This is a genomic window from Rhodococcus sp. LMD (genome assembly GCF_056108245.1).
On record NZ_CM148557.1, the window covers coordinates 5,234,645 to 5,249,736 of the forward strand.

Consider the following 15,092-nt stretch of genomic DNA (forward strand, 5'->3'; position numbering starts at 1 on the left):
GGAGGCCGACAACCATGCCGCAGAACACCGTTCGAAAGCAGATCCATCTGGCCGCGCACTTCCCGGGCGTCAACAACACGACCGTGTGGGCGGATCCCGAATCGAAGAGCCAGATCGACTTCGAGTCCTTCCTGCACCTGGCCCGGACCGCAGAACGCGGACTGTTCGACTTCTTCTTCCTGGCCGAGGGACTGCGGCTGCGCGAACACCGCGGCCGCATCCACGATCTCGACGTCGTCGGCCGGCCCGACACCCTTACGGTTCTCGAGGCCCTCGCCGGTGCGACGACCCACCTCGGGCTCGCGGGCACGATCAACACCACCTTCAACGAGCCGTACGAACTGGCCAAGCAGTTCGCCACCCTCGACCATCTGTCCGACGGCCGCGCCGCGTGGAACCTCGTCACCTCCTCCGACGCCTTCACCGGCGAGAACTTCCGGCGTGGCGGCTATCTCGACCACTCGCAGCGCTACGTCCGCGCCCACGAGATCGTCGACGTCACCCGGCGGCTGTGGGACGGCTGGCGCCCCGGAGCACCGGTCGTCGACCGCGAAAACGGCATCTTCGCGGCGGATTCCGACATCGCTCCGTTCGACATCCACACCACGCAGTTCGACATCTCCGGGCGGTTCGAGGTGCCACGCAGCCCGCAGGGACACCCGGTGCTCCTGCAGGCCGGCGACTCGGACGAGGGCCGCGAATTCGGCGCCGCCAAGGCCGACGCCATCTTCACCGGCCACGGCACCCTCGAGGAGGGCCACGCCTTCTACGCCGACGTCAAGGGCCGCCTCGCGAAGTACGGGCGCAGCCACGCCGACCTGAAGATCCTTCCGGCCGCGACGTTCGTCCTCGGCGACTCCGCGGAGGACGCGGCCGAGCGAGCCCGCCACATCCGGCTGCAGCAGGTGAGCCCGCAGACCGCGATCGCGTTCCTCGAGCAGGTGTGGGGCCGCGACCTGTCCGGGTACGACCCCGAAGGGCCGCTGCCGGACGTCGAACCGGAGGACAACCTGAACATCACGCGCGGCCGCGTCCGCCACGCCAAGGATCCGCGCGCCGTCGCGCTGGCCTGGCGGGAGAAGGCCGAGGCCGAGAAGCTCAGCATCCGCGAACTGATCATCGAGGTCACCGCGCGGCAGCAGTTCGTCGGCACCCCCGATCACGTCGCCGCCGAGATCGACCGCTATGTGCAGACCGACGCGAGCGACGGCTTCATCCTGGTTCCGCACCTCACCCCCGGCGGCCTCGACGAATTCGTCGACAAGGTCGTGCCGCTGCTGCAGGAACGCGGCAGTTTCCGCACCGAATACGAGGGCACCACCCTGCGCAGTCACCTCGACCTGCGCCACCCGCACGAGATCGACGAAGGAGTTCAGGCATCGTGACCACCACACTCGACCGAGAGACGTTCACCGAGGACTGGCGGAGCTGGCACGCAGCCCGCGAGGAGGCGCTGCGCCGCCCGGACGGCTGGCTCAGCCTGACCGGGCTGTACTGGCTGGACACCGAGCCCACGATCCTCGACGAGGTGCCCGGATTGTGGCGGGTGGACGGCGAGCGCGTGCTCCTCGAATCCGACGGCGGAACCGAGGTGCACAAGCCGATCGAGGGCGCACCCGGTGTCCGGGTCGCGGCCGGCGACGGCTACGCCGAGATCATCCGCCGCACCGGCCGGTTCGCCGTCCGCATCCACGACCCGAAGTCGCCGGCTCTGACGGCCTTCACCGGAATCCCCGCGTACGAGCCTGCGCCGGAGTGGGTGCTGCAGGGCCGCTTCGAGGCCTTCGATCAGGTGCGGACCGTCACCACCGGCGCCGTGGTCGACGGCCTCGAGCACCACCACAGCGCGGCCGGGCTGATCCGCTTCACCCACGACGGCGCCGAGCACCGCCTCGTCGCCTTCGGCGACGGCTCGGGTCCGCTGCGCGTGCTGTTCACCGACGGAACCAGCGGCGTGACGACCTACCCGGCCGCGCGGATCCTCGAGGTCGCCGCGCCGACCGCCGACGGCTCGGTCACGCTCAACTTCACCCGGGCAGCCAACCTGCCGTGCGCGTTCACCGACGCGGCGACGTGCCCCATCGCCCCGGCGGAGAACCGGCTGCCGTTCGCCGTCGAGGCCGGCGAACGCACTCCGCGCGACGAGGAGGCCCGGTGACGACCGCATCGAATCCGGTGCCGCTCTCGGTCCTCGACCTCTCCCCCGTCAGCGAGGGATCCACCACGGCGCAGGCGTTGCACAACACCGTCGACCTGGCCCGGAGGACGGAAGGGTGGGGGTACCGCCGGTATTGGGTGGCCGAGCACCACTTCGTCGCCGTCGCGTCGTCGTCGCCGGCCGTGCTGATCGGCGCAATCGCCGCCGCCACCAGCACCATCCGCGTCGGCGCCGCCGCGGTTCAGCTCGGTCACAACACCGCGGCCGGTGTGGTCGAGGCGTTCGGCACGCTGGACGCGCTGCATCCGGGCAGGATCGACCTGGGACTCGGCCGGTCGGGACAACGCCGGGCGGAGGCGCTCGCGGCCGCCCGGTCCGGGGCCGCCGAAGAGGAATCGCACCGCGCCACCGAGGTGCGCGACGGCCTGGTCATTCCGCCGCCGTACCAGCCCGGGCCGTTGCTGTCCTCGCCGCGCCTGGTCGCCGGGTTCGCCGCGTTGCAGCAGCCGGGGGCGCAGGCCCCGGACTTCGACGGGCAGGTGGACGACATCCTCGCTCTGCTGGACGGGACCTATCGCACCGAGGACGGGATCGAGCTGCACGCCAGCCCCGGCGAGGGCGCGGACGTCGAGCTGTGGGTCTTCGGGACCAGTGCGGGGCCGTCGGCGTCGCTGGCCGGACGGCTGGGTCTGCCGTTCGGTGCGAACTACCACGTCAGTCCCGGCACCACCGTCGAGGCGGTCGAGGCGTACCGCGCGGCGTTCCGCCCGTCCCGCTTCCTCGACCGACCGTACGTGGTGGTGTCCGCCGACGCGGTCGTCGCCGACGACGACGCCACCGCGCGTGACCTGGCGGCCACGTACGGGCACTGGACGCACAGCATCCGGTCCGGCCACGGGGCCGTCCCGTACCCGGACCCGGCCACGTCGGCACCGCTGAGCGACGAGGAGCGCAGCCTCGTCGACGACCGGCTGATCACCCAGTTCGTCGGCGCTCCCGCCACCGTGGCGGAGCGGCTCGAGTCGCTGCAGCGCGTTACCGGGGCGGACGAGCTCGTGGTCACGTCGGTGACGCACCGGCACGAGGACCGGCTGCGTTCGTACGAATTGCTGGCGCGCGAGTGGGGGCTCGCCGCGCTCCGCGCCGCATGACCCCGGTGGTGAACCCGCCCGGACGGCGGGTTCACCACCGAATCGAGCATTCCCGACCAATTGTGTAGGATATCGCCCATGGCACCCGAGACCGCAGCGACCGTCGTCGCCCGCTGGTGCCGTCGTCACGTCGATCTGGGCCGGACCTCCTCGGGCATCTGTACGGGCTGACCGCTCACAGCCCCTTCCGCCACGTCGCGCCGGAGTACCACCGGAGCGGCGCATTCTCCAGGAGAAAACCCTTGTCGCACAACGCTATCCGGACCATTCATCGCCCCCTGCGTATCGCCGTCGAGCTTGCCGGACCCGAGGGACCGCACTACTGGGCCGATCTGACCACCGGACGCGCCGACGAACCGGCGCTCGACCTGAGCGCCTCGCCGTCGAACGTGGTCCGGATCCGCGCCGCCGACCTGAGGGAGAGCGCGAAGCTCCGCGAACGGGCACGCTCCGAAGCCCGCGCCGACGGTCGCGATCCCGACAGCATCAGCGTCCTGGTCGATCTCGAGGTGCTCGTCGCCGAGGAGGCCCGCGGCGCCCGCAAGCAGTATGCGCTGCTCGACGGCCGTCGTCGCGCAGACACCCTGTCCTACATCGGCACCCCGCACGGCCTCGCCGGACTGATCGCCGACATCCACACCACCCGCGTGGCCGACGGCGTGACGCTCCTCCCACTCGGTGCCGAGTTCACGATCGAGCACATCGTCGACGGCACCCTGCCGTGGCTCGAATCACGGGGGCTGGCAACGCCGTCGCCCGCTGTGGTGGAGGTCCTGCGCCGCTTCGGCACCGGGGACCGCGGGCTCATCCTGGCCTCCTGACCGTCGTTCGAGACGCGGGGCGAGAGTTTCTTCTCTCGCCCCGCCTTTCGTCGTCCGGTCCACGCGTCCCGCTCGGCAGGGGCGCCGGGCGCCGTCCGGCGCGGACCAGAATTGGAATCGGACCGATTTCAACCGTGGCCCGCGCTCCGCCCCGCCCTTAACCTCGCAACAATGTCCCTCGCATTCCATTGGTTTCTTCCCACCTACGGCGACAGCCGCCTGATCGTCGGCGGCGGCCACGGAACGCCCGCCGGGGCGGCCCGCGGTGATCGGCGCGCCACCGTCGGGTACCTGGCGTCGATCGCCCGCGCCGCCGAGGAGTTCGGATTCGCCGGCGCACTCACCCCTACCGGCGCATGGTGCGAGGACGCCTTCCTCACCACGGCAATGGTGGCGCGCGAATCCGAGCGACTCGCCTTCCTCGTGGCGTTCCGCCCGGGACTGATCAGCCCCACCCTCGCCGCGCAGATGGCGGCGACGTTCTCACTGCACGCCCCGGGGCGGATCCTGCTCAACGTGGTGGTGGGCGGCGAGGCCCACGAGCAGCGCGCGTACGGCGACCACCTCGGCAAGGACGAGCGGTACGCCCGAGCGGACGAGTTCCTCTCGATCGTCCGACGGTTGTGGGCCGGCGAGACCGTCACCCACTCCGGCACGCACCTGAACATCTCGGAAGCCGCGCTGGCCACGCTCCCGAGCCCTGTCCCCCCGTTGTACTTCGGTGGATCGTCCGCCGCGGCGGGCCCGGTGGCCGCCGAGCACGCCGACGTCTACCTCACCTGGGGTGAGCCGCCGGCGGCCGTCGCCGAAAAGATCGCATGGATCCGCGAACTCGCCTCCCGGCGCGGACGCACCATCCGGTTCGGCATCCGCCTGCACGTCATCACCCGGGACACCGCCGCCGATGCGTGGGCGCAGGCCGACCGGCTGATCGCGGCACTCGGCCCCGACACGGTGACCGCGGCACAGGCGGGTCTCGCACGCAGTGAGTCCGAAGGACAGCGCCGCATGCTCGCCCTGCACGAGAACAACCGGCGCAGCGGAGACTGGCGCGACGCCCGTAACCTGGAGGTGGCGCCGAACCTGTGGACCGGGGTGGGTCTCGTGCGCGGCGGGGCCGGGACGGCGCTGGTCGGCAGCCATACCGAAGTCGCCGACCGGATCGCCGAATACGCCGCGCTGGGCATCGACGAGTTCGTCCTCTCGGGATACCCGCACCTCGAGGAGCTGTACTGGTTCGGCGAGGGGGTGCTACCGGTCCTGCGGGAACGCGGACTGTTCACCGGCGGTGCCGGCGGCGCCGTATCCGGAAGCGTTCCCTTCCTTCCCGCCGGGGTCCGCTGAGATGGGCACTGCCGAGGTCACATCCGGGATCGTCGACGGCGACCACGCGCTCGAGACGGCCACGGTGCTGGGCCGGCGATTCGCCGAGAACGCCACGCTCCGCGACGCGAACCGCGAACTGCCGCACACCCAGATCCGCGAGTTCGCCGGATCGGGCCTCGGCGCGGTGACGGTGCCCCGCGCGTACGGCGGGCTCGACGTGCCCACCGAGACGCTCGTGGAGATCTTCCGGCTCCTCGCCGAGGCAGATCCGAGTATCGCGCAGATCCCCCAGTCCCATTTCACCTTCCTCGAACTGCTCCGGTCGCAGGGAACCCCGGATCAGCAGGAGTTCTTCTACGGTGAGGTGCGGTCCGGAGCCCTGTTCGCGAACGCGCAGAGCGAACGGGGCCCCCATCCCGTCGACGTGGACACCACGGTGCTCGTCCCGTCCGGTGCGGGTTTCACGCTCTCGGGCCGCAAGTTCTACAGCACGGGCGCCCTGTTCGCGGACTGGATCGCCGTGCGCGCCAGTGTGGTCGGCGACGGCGGCACCCCGGGCCGCGGCACTCCGAAGGCCGTGGCGTTCGTGCCCCGCGACGCCGCCGGGCTCACCGTCGTCGACGACTGGGACGGCATGGGGCAGCGCACCACCGCCAGTGGCACCGTCACCCTCGACGGCGTGACGGTGCCCGCCTCGTCGATCGTCCCGTACTCGGGGTTGTTCGACGGGCCCACCACCTACGGGGCACAGGCACAGATCCTGCACGCCGCGATCGACGTGGGGATTGCGACCGGCGCCCTGCGCGAGGCGGTCGTGCAGGCCGGCCGCGCCCGTCCCCACTTCGAGGCGGGAGTCGACCGCGCGGTGGACGATCCGCTACTGGCTCACCTCGCCGGCGAGGTGACGGTCACGGTGCGGGCGGCCCAGGCCCTGCTGACCGTCGCGGCCCGCGCGGTGGACTCCGCGCGCGCCGACCTCGACGCCGACACCGCCGCGGCGGCATCGATCGACGTCGCCACCGCGAAGGTCGCGGCGACCCGCGCCGCGCTCGACGCCGCGAACGCGGTGTTCGAACTGGGCGGCACCCGAAGCGCATCCGGCGCGGCCAACCTGTCCCGCTACTGGCGCGACGCACGCACCCACACCCTGCACGACGCGACGCGCTGGAAGCTGCAGCACATCGGCCGTTGGACGCTGGACGGGACATCTCCACCGCGGCACGGGGTGATCTGAGACGACCGCACGCCCGTTCCCCGGCGCCAGTATTGAACTCTGGCCGATCGCAACCGGTGCCATCGCGGGCCCGATTGTCCATCGTTGTGTCGACATCGACGCCACACCGAGGAGCATGACAGGTGAGCAGTTCAACGATCCAGACGCCGGCCGTGACCGACGACGAACTCCGGGAGCGCTTCCGGCCGACCTTCGACCGGATCGCCGAGGGAGCCGTCCAGCGCGAGCACGAGCGCCGGCTGCCGTTCCACGAGGTGCAGTGGCTGCGGGAGGCCCGTTTCGGCGCCCTGCGGGTACCGGTCGAGTTCGGCGGCTTCGGTGCCACGGTCCGTCAGCTGTTCGACCTGCTGATCGACCTCGCTGCCGCCGAGTCGAACCTGCCACAGGCGCTGCGCGTGCACTGGAGCTTCGTCGAGGACCAGCGGCTCGCGGGTGACGAACGCGCCCGGCACTGGCTCGCGGCCACCGCGGACGGCACGCTCGTCGGCAACGCCATCACCGAACCGGGGGTCGGTGCCGCCGACCGCTACCGCACGACCCTCACCCGCAAGGGCGGCGACTGGGCCCTCGACGGAATCAAGTACTACAGCACCGGAAGCCTGTACGCCGACCACATCCTCGTCGCCGCGGACCGCGACGGCGAGCGGGTCTCGGTACTGGTGGACGCGCGGCAGGAGGGCGTCGAGCAGACCGACGACTGGGACGGTTTCGGCCAGCGGCTCACCGCGAGCGGTACCACCACCTTCACGGGAGTCGTGGTGCCGGAGGACCGCATCCTCGGGCCCGGCTACGGCGCCCCGGGCCGCACCTACGCGACCGCCTACCTGCAGCTGGTGCAGCTCGCGGTGCTCGCCGGCATCGCCCGGCGCGCCGAGGCCGACGCCGTCGACTGGGTTCGGGCGCGCACCCGCACGTTCACCCACGCCATGGCCGACCTGCCACGGCACGACCCGCTGGTCCAGCAGGTGATCGGGAAGCTGTCGGCCGCGGCCTTCGGTGCCCGCGCCGCCGTGCTCGCCGTCGCCGACGACCTCGACGTCCTTCTCGACGCGGGCGCCGACGACCCCGAACTGCTCGACCGCGCCGAGGCTTCCGCCGCCCGCGCCCAGTCGGTGGTGATCGGGCTCGTCCTCGACGCGACGGCGCAGCTGTTCGAGGTCGGCGGCGCATCCATCACCTCGTCGGAGGCGGCGCTGGACCGGCACTGGCGCAACGCACGGACCGTCGCGGCGCACAACCCGCTGATCTACAAGCAGCAGGCCGTCGGCGCCCATGTGCTCAACGGAGATCCGCTCCCCTACGCGTGGAGCGCGGGCCGTCGCCCCGGAGTCATCGCGTGACCCGGCACATCCGCTTCAACGCGTTCGACATGAACTGCGTGGCCCACCAGTCCCCCGGACTGTGGCGCCACCCCGCGGACCGGTCGCATCGCTACACCGACCTCGGGTACTGGACCGAACTTGCCCGGCTCCTCGAACGCGGCCTGTTCGACGGCCTGTTCATCGCCGACGTGCTCGGCACGTACGACGTCTACGGCGGCACCGACGAGGCGGCGCTGCGGCAGGGGGCGCAGGTCCCGGTGGCCGATCCGCTCCTGCTCGTCTCCGCGATGGCCGCGGCGACCGAGCATCTCGGCTTCGGCATCACCACCGGAACAGGATTCGAGCATCCTTACCCGTTCGCGCGGCGGCTCTCGACCCTCGACCACCTCACCCGCGGCCGCATCGGATGGAACGTCGTCACCGGATACCTGCCGTCCGCGGCCCGCAACTTCGGCGAGGCCGACCAGCTCGATCACGACACCCGCTACGACCACGCCGACGAGTACCTCGAGGTGCTCTACAAGCTGTGGGAGGGCTCCTGGGAGGACGACGCCGTCGTCCGGGACGCCGAGCGCGGCCTCTACATCGACCCGGAGAAGGTGCACCACATCGGGCATCGCGGTGCGCATTTCACGGTGCCCGGCATTCACCTGTCCGAACCGTCACCGCAGCGGTCCCCGGTGATCTATCAGGCCGGGGCGTCGCCGCGCGGCGTGCGCTTCGCGGCGGAGAACGCGGAGGCGATCTTCGTCGGGCCGCCGTCCAAGCGGGTCCTGCGCGACACCGTGGCCCGCATCCGGGCCGCGCTCGTCGACGCCGGCCGCGATCCGTACTCCGCGCGGATCTACGCCCTCGCCACGATCGTCACGGACGCCACCGACGAGGCGGCCGCGGCCAAACACGAGGAGTACAAGCGGTACGCCAGCCTCGAGGGCGCGCTGGTGTTCACCTCCGGCTGGATGGGTATCGACCTGTCCCGCTACGACCTCGACGAGCCGATCGGCAACGTCGAGAGCAACGCCATCCGCTCCGCGGTCGCGGCGTTCCAGGAGGCCGACGACGACGGCCGCGAATGGCGCGTCCGCGACATCGCCGAGTGGGCGAGCATCGGCGGACTGGGCCCCCGCTTCGTCGGCTCCGGCGAGTCCGTCGCCACCCGGTTGCAGGAGTGGGTGGCCGAAACCGACGTCGACGGGTTCAACCTCGCCTATGCCGTCACGCCCGGCTCGTTCGAGGACGTGATCACCCACGTCGTCCCCGTCCTCCAGGAGCGCGGTGCCTACCCGACGACCTACACCGAGGGAACGCTGCGCCACAAGCTCTTCGGCAAGGGCGACCGCCTCCCCGACGAGCATCGGGGCGCCCGCTACCGGCTCGGCGCGCCCCTCTCGACCGTGACCGACCGCCACCGCGCCTACGTCGGCTGATCCATCACCGCCCACCACGAGGAGATTCCATGACCACCACTCGACGTTCCGTCGCCGTCGTCGGCGCCGGACTGGCCGGGACCACGGCCGCGCTCGGCTTCCTCGATGCCGGATTCGACGTCACCGTCCTCAGCGATCGGGATCGCGAGTCGCTGCGCAACGACGTGCCGGCGACCGGAACGGCCGTCTACTTCGGCAAGTCCCGCGAGTCCGACGCCCGGATCATCGAGGATCTGTACGCCGACGGACCCCATTCGACCGGCATGAGCACGCGCCTGTACTCGGGCGACGGCGACACCCGCGCCGAGGTCCTCGAGTTCGACCCGGATTTCCGGTACGTCGCGCAGGGCGTCGACGTCCGGCTTCGGGCGGACGACCGGCTGGGCCGTTTCCTCGACCGGGGTGGCCGGTTCGAGGTGCGCGCGGTGACGCCGGAGAGTCTCGATGCGATCGCCGCCGAGCACGACCTGACGCTCGTCGCGACCGGCAAGGGCGGCCTGTCGTCGCTGTTTCCCGTCGACGCCGAGCGCACCGTCTACCGCGAGCCCCAGCGCACCCTGCTGCTGGTGACGCTCCGGGGACTCGGGCACGGCCCGGACACGTGGGGTTACCGCTCCGAGGCGGGGGGCGCCCACAACCTGTTCAACCTGCACACCGAGTACGGCGAGGCCTGGCTCGGCCCGTACCTGCACAAGGACGCGGGTCCGACGTGGAGCTTCCTCGGCTTCGCCAAGCCGGGCAGCCCGTGGGTCGAGCGGTTCGAGGCGGTCACCGACGTCCACAGCGCGCGTCGCACCGTCGTCGAGCTGTACCGCGACTACTTCCCGCAGGACGCCCCCGAGGTGGAGAAGCTCGAGGTCATCGAGGCCGATCCGCACTCGTGGCTGCGCGGGGCCGTCACCCCGACGGTGCGGCGGGCGGTGGGCCGCACGGCCGGGGGCCACGTCGTCGCCGCGATCGGCGACACCGCCATCGCGTTCGACCCCATCGCCGGCCAGGGCGCACAGAACACCGTGGTGCAGGTGGCGGCGCTGATCGAGGCGGCACGCGGCCACGAGGGCGAGTTCACCGCCGACTGGCTCACGGATCAGTTCGAAAAGCACTGGGACACCCGCGGTCACGCCGCCGCGGAGGTGACCCGGTTGTTCCTCGGCGATCCGAAGTACGCCGTGCACGCGGAGTTGCTCTTTCCCGCGGCGACCGTGAGTGAGCCGGTGGCCGCCGCGCTGTTCGGGTTCCTGTCCGAACCCGGCACGCTGCTCGGCATCGACACCCGCGACGACGTGCTGGCATTCATCACCGCGCATGCCGGCGAGCCGGCCGAGGACGTGCTGGCGCGGTTCCAGCCGAGCGGCGGCTTCAGCGCGTCGCCGCTCGCCGGCGCCGCGGTCCAGCCCGCCTGACGACGACCCGGTCCCGACCGTCGCGACCGCTCGCGACGGTTGGGATCGGGTTGATTCCAACGATTGGGTGCGGCAGGTGCGGACGCTTGAATTGGTGCCCATGTCGACCGAACACATCACCCCCGAGATCAAATTCGCCTACTGGGTGCCCAACGTCAGCGGAGGCCTGGTCACCTCGAACATCGAACAGCGGACCAGCTGGGACTACGACTACAACGTCCGGCTCGCCCGCACCGCCGAGAACAACGGCTTCGAGTACGCCCTCAGCCAGGTGCGGTACGAGGCCAGCTACGGTGCGGAGTTCCAGCACGAGTCCACCAGCTTCTCCCTCGCTCTCCTGCTGGCCACCGAGCGCCTGAAGGTGATCGCCGCCGTCCATCCCGGACTGTGGCAGCCGGCGGTGCTCGCCAAACTGGGTGCCACCGCCGACCAGCTCTCCGGCGGCCGGTTCGCTGTCAACGTCGTCAGCGGCTGGTTCAAGGACGAGTTCACCCACCTCGGCGAGCCGTGGCTCGAGCACGACGAACGCTACCGCCGCAGTGCCGAGTTCCTGCAGGTGCTGCGCAAGATCTGGACCGAGGACGATGTCGACTTCCGCGGCGACTTCTACCGCATCCACGACTTCACCCTCAAGCCCAAGCCCGCCAACACGCCCGAGCGGCCCAATCCCGAACTGTTCCAGGGCGGTAACTCCACCGCCGCGATCGCCAACGGTGGGCGCTACGCGGACTGGTACTTCAGCAACGGCAAAGACTACGACGGCATCAGCGACCAGATCGCCGACCTGCGCGCCGTCGCCCGCGAGCACCAGCGCGAGGTAAAGGTCGGCCTCAACGGGTTCATCATCGCCCGCGACACCGAGAAGGAAGCGCGCGACACGCTCCGCGAGATCATCGAGAAGGCGAACCGCCCGGCGGTCGAGGGCTTCCACAGCGCCGTGCAGCAGGCCGGCGCGTCCACCGGGGACAAGAAGGGCATGTGGGCCGACTCGACATTCGAGGACCTGGTCCAGTACAACGACGGCTTCCGCACCCAGCTCATCGGCACGCCCGAGCAGATCGCCCACCGCATCGTCGAATACCGCCGGCGCGGAGTCGATCTCATCCTGTCCGGCTTCCTCCACTTCCAGGAGGAGATCGAGTACTTCGGCGAGAAGGTGCTGCCGCTCGTGCGCGAACTCGAGGCCGCGGATCAGGACGACCGCGAGCCCGTGGTCGTCTGACCCGGCCCGCTCACCGCCACGCGGATCGCAGGACAGGCGTCCAGCGCTCGGCGTAGTCCGCGATCCGCGTGTCGGTCGTGTACGTGGATTCGAGCAGGTACAGACCCGGCGCCGGGGTCGTGGCGCCGAGTTCGACGAGCACCGGCTTGAGCAGCAGGTCCGGGGCCAGGGCGTGGGCAGGGCCGGCGCCGAGCATGAGCGGCACGGCGGTGACGTCGCGCAGGCCGTCGCTGGTGGCGAACTGGTCGAGGAACAGCTTGAGGATGCCCGTGTAGGCGGCCTTGAAGGTAGGGCTGGCGAAGACCACGAGGTCCGAGTCGGCGACGGTCTCCACCGCCGCCGTGACGGCATCGTCACCCCAACCGAGCAGACCGGGCCCGAGGGTGATCACGTCGACGGCGTGGTCAGGTGCGGAGCCGGTGAGCTCCGTGGCCAGGAGGGTGGCGGCGTCGAGGGTGCGGGAGCCGGGCTTGGGGTTGCCGGCGACGACGGTGGTCTTCACGCAGGTGCCTTTCCAGGTACATTCGGGGTATCCCGGTGCGGTGCGCTGCCGGGAGGTTCTGGTCGGACCGCGCTCACCATGTGCACAGCTCTATCACCGCGCGGGTGGTGGCGACGTCCGGCCACCGGACCTCGGTGAACAGCCGCCGCAGTAGACCTAGCGTCTCCGATTCGGGGGCGGCCGCCGAAGGGCGACCTGCGGGGAGGTCGTCGTGCCCGGGCGTCATGCGCACCGCCTCGTCAGCAGTTCCGTGATGTGAACGGCCGGGTGCGGGTCGAAGCGGTATCCGCTGCCGCGGACCGTGGAGATGATGCTGCCGAACTGCTGCAATTTGGTCCTGATCCGGGAGACGTGGACATCGACGTTCCGGCCGCGACTGTCCACCTCCCGCACCCCGGTGCCGAGGTCGCGCAGGACGGCCCGGGACACCACGGTCCTCGGGTTGCGGACGAGATAGGCGAGGATCTCGAACTCGCTGTGGCTGAGCAGCACTCGCCGGCCGTCGAGCAGGACGTCGCGGGCGGGAAGGTCGATGATCAACGGGATGGGGGTCGGGCTGAGCACCGTATGGGTGCTCACGCCCGGAACCAGATCCTGGGCGGCCTCGCGAAGGGCGTCGGCGAGCGCCGCCAGGTCACGCGAGGAGTGTGTTCCGATGTCGGGCAGTCGCAGGACGAGAACGAGTTCGGCACCGGCGTCGGTGACTACGTCATTGCGAGTGGCGAGGATTTCCATGTGAGGCTCCGGTCGAGGAGGGGATCCGACGAGCTGACGGGCGATGCGGTGTGGCGACAGCTCGGACACTCGTTCCGGATACTCGGCAGGCGACTCATGATTCACTCCTCCAATGCGACGGGGCGGTGGTAGGCGCCCTCGTGGTAGAGCAACGGAATACGCTTGCCCTCCGCCGGATTCGGGTCCTCGTGCGCACGAACCACGACACCGACGACCAGAGTGCTGTCACCGAGCTGAATCAACCGGTCGACGACAACCCGGAGCCAGACCGGCGTGCCGTGTAGGACGGGTTCACCGGATTCGAGTCGGGTCCAGAGCGACTCGTCGGAGAACCGCTCCGACGCGCTGCGCGCGAAGCGCTGCGCGAGATGCTGCTGATGGTCGCCCAACAGGTGGATCACCAACGACTCGGCCGAGCGGACGGCGCCGATGCTCGACGACGTGTCGGTGATGTTGAACGAGACCAGCGGCGGATCGAGGGAGAGCGAAGCGAAGGACGTCGCAGTGAACCCGACCGGGCCGGAGCCGGATTCGAGAGTGACGATCGTGACCCCGGCGGGGTGCCGCCGAAGGGCCGAGCGGTATTCGTCGCTACGGACGCCCGGAACGTGCTCCGATGCGGCGGTGGCGGAGTATTCGAGGGCATTCGACATAGACAGGGACATAGCCGTTCCTTGAAGGAGGTACATACCGAGACGGAGGGAGGAATCGGGAAGATACGTACTCAGGTCAGCAGGCACAGAGACACGAGCGGGTGCGGCACAGGTCCACGTGCCTGCGGCTCCACGCTGTTTCGTTCATAGTGCTCGATCCTCACCTGTCTGCAGTCGATCGTGGCCGTGCCCGACGGTCTTCGTCAGGGCACAGCCGAGGCGGTGCCGGAGTTGCCGGCGCCCCTAGTTCGTCGGGAAACCCCTTTCGCGCAACGCGTCTCGAATTCGACGGCGCGATCCCAGCGTACCCGGATCCGTCAGTCGTGCCACGATTCGTCCGGTCCAGCTGCCCGGCAGGCCCTGTCCACGGTAGAAGTCCTCGGCGCGGGTGTCGTACCGAGCGATACCCGCGTCCTGCGCCTCGAGTCGGTAACGGTCTCGGTGGCACACCACGTCGAAACCGAGTCGCGGCTCGACCTCGGCCTTCCCCGCCGGATCGGGGAAGCCGACCGAGAGGCCGACGACCGGGAAAACCCGCTGCGGCAGTTCCAGGACGTCGGCGACGCGCTCGGGCTCGTTGCGGATGCCGCCGATATACGCGGTGCCCAGGCCGATCGATTCCGCCGCGACCACGGCATTCTGCGCGGCCAGGGCCGCGTCGACCACGCCGAGCAGGGTGCCCTCGGCGAAGTCCGCATTGACGAGTTCTCGGCCGTGGACCGTAGCGATGCGCTCCGAGCGTGCGAAGTCTGCGAGCCAGACCAGGAAGAGCGGCGCGCGGCGGACCGCATCCTGATCGCCGGCAAGGGTGGCGAGCGCATCGATCCGCTCGCGGTCGGTGACGGCGACGACGGACCACAGCTGCAGATTGCTCGAGCTGGCCGCGGACGACGCGGCGGCGACGACGGCGCGCAGATGATCCTCGGGGACGGGACGGTCGAGGAACCGGCGCACCGACCGGTGCGCCAGCCGAGTCGCCAGCACCTCGTTCCAGGGGCCGGCCGTGTCGGCAGCACCGAAGCGTCGCTCGAGAGCACCGCGTCGTTCGAGAGCACCGCGTCGTTCGAGAGCATCGGAGCGAGCGACCACCCGATCCGCGCCGGCGCCGGGGTTCGCTGTGAGTGGGTGAGACGTGGTC

The 15,092-nt window shown here is 70.5% G+C and carries 15 protein-coding genes; 10 read left to right on the top strand and 5 right to left on the bottom strand.

Annotated elements, in window-relative coordinates; translation table 11 throughout:
* Nucleotides 1-14 precede the first annotated feature (14 nt).
* The 10 genes from ACWPQI_RS24030 (at nt 15) to sfnG (ending at nt 12,064) form a co-directional block, all read left to right on the top strand.
* Nucleotides 15-1,385: an NtaA/DmoA family FMN-dependent monooxygenase gene (locus ACWPQI_RS24030; protein WP_040272922.1), complete on the top strand. Its 1,371-nt coding sequence runs from the start codon at nt 15-17 to the stop codon at nt 1,383-1,385.
* Nucleotides 1,382-2,158: a DUF1684 domain-containing protein gene (locus tag ACWPQI_RS24035; protein ID WP_040272923.1), complete on the top strand. Its 777-nt coding sequence runs from the start codon at nt 1,382-1,384 to the stop codon at nt 2,156-2,158. The genes ACWPQI_RS24030 and ACWPQI_RS24035 overlap by 4 nt, the downstream gene beginning before the upstream one ends.
* Nucleotides 2,155-3,309, top strand: a complete 1,155-nt coding sequence (locus ACWPQI_RS24040) for an LLM class flavin-dependent oxidoreductase (RefSeq protein ID WP_010594212.1) — start codon at nt 2,155-2,157, stop codon at nt 3,307-3,309. The genes ACWPQI_RS24035 and ACWPQI_RS24040 overlap by 4 nt, the downstream gene beginning before the upstream one ends.
* Nucleotides 3,310-3,551: 242 nt before the next feature.
* The gene (locus tag ACWPQI_RS24045) at nt 3,552-4,130 is read left to right on the top strand and encodes a hypothetical protein (RefSeq protein WP_040272926.1); all 579 of its coding nucleotides are present in this window, start codon (nt 3,552-3,554) and stop codon (nt 4,128-4,130) included.
* Between the two features lie 171 nt (nt 4,131-4,301).
* A complete protein-coding gene (locus ACWPQI_RS24050; RefSeq protein ID WP_010594214.1) occupies nt 4,302-5,474 on the top strand; it encodes an LLM class flavin-dependent oxidoreductase in 1,173 nt (390 codons plus the stop codon).
* Nucleotide 5,475: 1 nt separating this feature from the next.
* Complete coding sequence (locus ACWPQI_RS24055) at nt 5,476-6,690, top strand: SfnB family sulfur acquisition oxidoreductase (protein ID WP_010594215.1); 1,215 nt, start codon at nt 5,476-5,478, stop codon at nt 6,688-6,690.
* Between the two features lie 122 nt (nt 6,691-6,812).
* Complete coding sequence (locus ACWPQI_RS24060) at nt 6,813-8,030, top strand: acyl-CoA dehydrogenase family protein (RefSeq protein ID WP_304433789.1); 1,218 nt, start codon at nt 6,813-6,815, stop codon at nt 8,028-8,030.
* Nucleotides 8,027-9,439 (top strand): LLM class flavin-dependent oxidoreductase, encoded by a 1,413-nt coding sequence (locus ACWPQI_RS24065; RefSeq protein ID WP_006943659.1) that lies wholly within the window; start codon nt 8,027-8,029, stop codon nt 9,437-9,439. The genes ACWPQI_RS24060 and ACWPQI_RS24065 overlap by 4 nt, the downstream gene beginning before the upstream one ends.
* A gap of 29 nt (nt 9,440-9,468) precedes the next feature.
* Entirely contained in the window at nt 9,469-10,842 is a 1,374-nt protein-coding gene (locus ACWPQI_RS24070; protein ID WP_304433788.1) for a styrene monooxygenase/indole monooxygenase family protein, read from the top strand.
* A gap of 100 nt (nt 10,843-10,942) precedes the next feature.
* Nucleotides 10,943-12,064, top strand: a complete 1,122-nt coding sequence (sfnG, locus tag ACWPQI_RS24075) for a dimethylsulfone monooxygenase SfnG (protein WP_474738538.1) — start codon at nt 10,943-10,945, stop codon at nt 12,062-12,064.
* Nucleotides 12,065-12,074: 10 nt separating this feature from the next.
* Here sfnG and ACWPQI_RS24080 read toward each other — a convergent pair whose 3' ends face one another.
* From ACWPQI_RS24080 to ACWPQI_RS24100, 5 genes are all read right to left on the bottom strand, one after another.
* A complete protein-coding gene (locus ACWPQI_RS24080; RefSeq protein ID WP_432793543.1) occupies nt 12,075-12,566 on the bottom strand; it encodes an NADPH-dependent FMN reductase in 492 nt (163 codons plus the stop codon).
* A gap of 222 nt (nt 12,567-12,788) precedes the next feature.
* Nucleotides 12,789-13,301, bottom strand: a complete 513-nt coding sequence (locus tag ACWPQI_RS24085) for a winged helix-turn-helix domain-containing protein (RefSeq protein WP_040272936.1) — start codon at nt 13,299-13,301, stop codon at nt 12,789-12,791.
* A 101-nt stretch (nt 13,302-13,402) separates the two neighbouring features.
* Nucleotides 13,403-13,966: a flavin reductase family protein gene (locus tag ACWPQI_RS24090; protein ID WP_040272938.1), complete on the bottom strand. Its 564-nt coding sequence runs from the start codon at nt 13,964-13,966 to the stop codon at nt 13,403-13,405.
* 64 nt (nt 13,967-14,030) lie between these two features.
* Nucleotides 14,031-14,102 carry a putative leader peptide gene (locus tag ACWPQI_RS24095; protein ID WP_372446906.1) on the bottom strand — a complete coding sequence of 24 codons (72 nt, stop codon included), beginning with the start codon at nt 14,100-14,102 and terminating at the stop codon, nt 14,031-14,033.
* A 95-nt stretch (nt 14,103-14,197) separates the two neighbouring features.
* The gene (locus ACWPQI_RS24100; RefSeq protein ID WP_474738864.1) at nt 14,198-15,043 is read right to left on the bottom strand and encodes an NADPH-dependent oxidoreductase; all 846 of its coding nucleotides are present in this window, start codon (nt 15,041-15,043) and stop codon (nt 14,198-14,200) included.
* Nucleotides 15,044-15,092: the final 49 nt, after the last annotated feature.

What these genes read in the sequence shown, in the direction of transcription:
- ACWPQI_RS24030 (WP_040272922.1), top strand. Translation starts at nt 15, where the DNA reads ATGCCGCAGAACACCGTTCGAAAGCAGATCCATCTGGCCGCGCACTTC.
- ACWPQI_RS24050 (WP_010594214.1), top strand. Translation starts at nt 4,302, where the DNA reads ATGTCCCTCGCATTCCATTGGTTTCTTCCCACCTACGGCGACAGCCGC.
- ACWPQI_RS24055 (WP_010594215.1), top strand. Translation starts at nt 5,476, where the DNA reads ATGGGCACTGCCGAGGTCACATCCGGGATCGTCGACGGCGACCACGCG.
- ACWPQI_RS24070 (WP_304433788.1), top strand. Translation starts at nt 9,469, where the DNA reads ATGACCACCACTCGACGTTCCGTCGCCGTCGTCGGCGCCGGACTGGCC.
- sfnG (WP_474738538.1), top strand. Translation starts at nt 10,943, where the DNA reads ATGTCGACCGAACACATCACCCCCGAGATCAAATTCGCCTACTGGGTG.
- ACWPQI_RS24085 (WP_040272936.1), bottom strand. Translation starts at nt 13,301, where the DNA reads ATGGAAATCCTCGCCACTCGCAATGACGTAGTCACCGACGCCGGTGCC.
- ACWPQI_RS24090 (WP_040272938.1), bottom strand. Translation starts at nt 13,966, where the DNA reads ATGTCCCTGTCTATGTCGAATGCCCTCGAATACTCCGCCACCGCCGCA.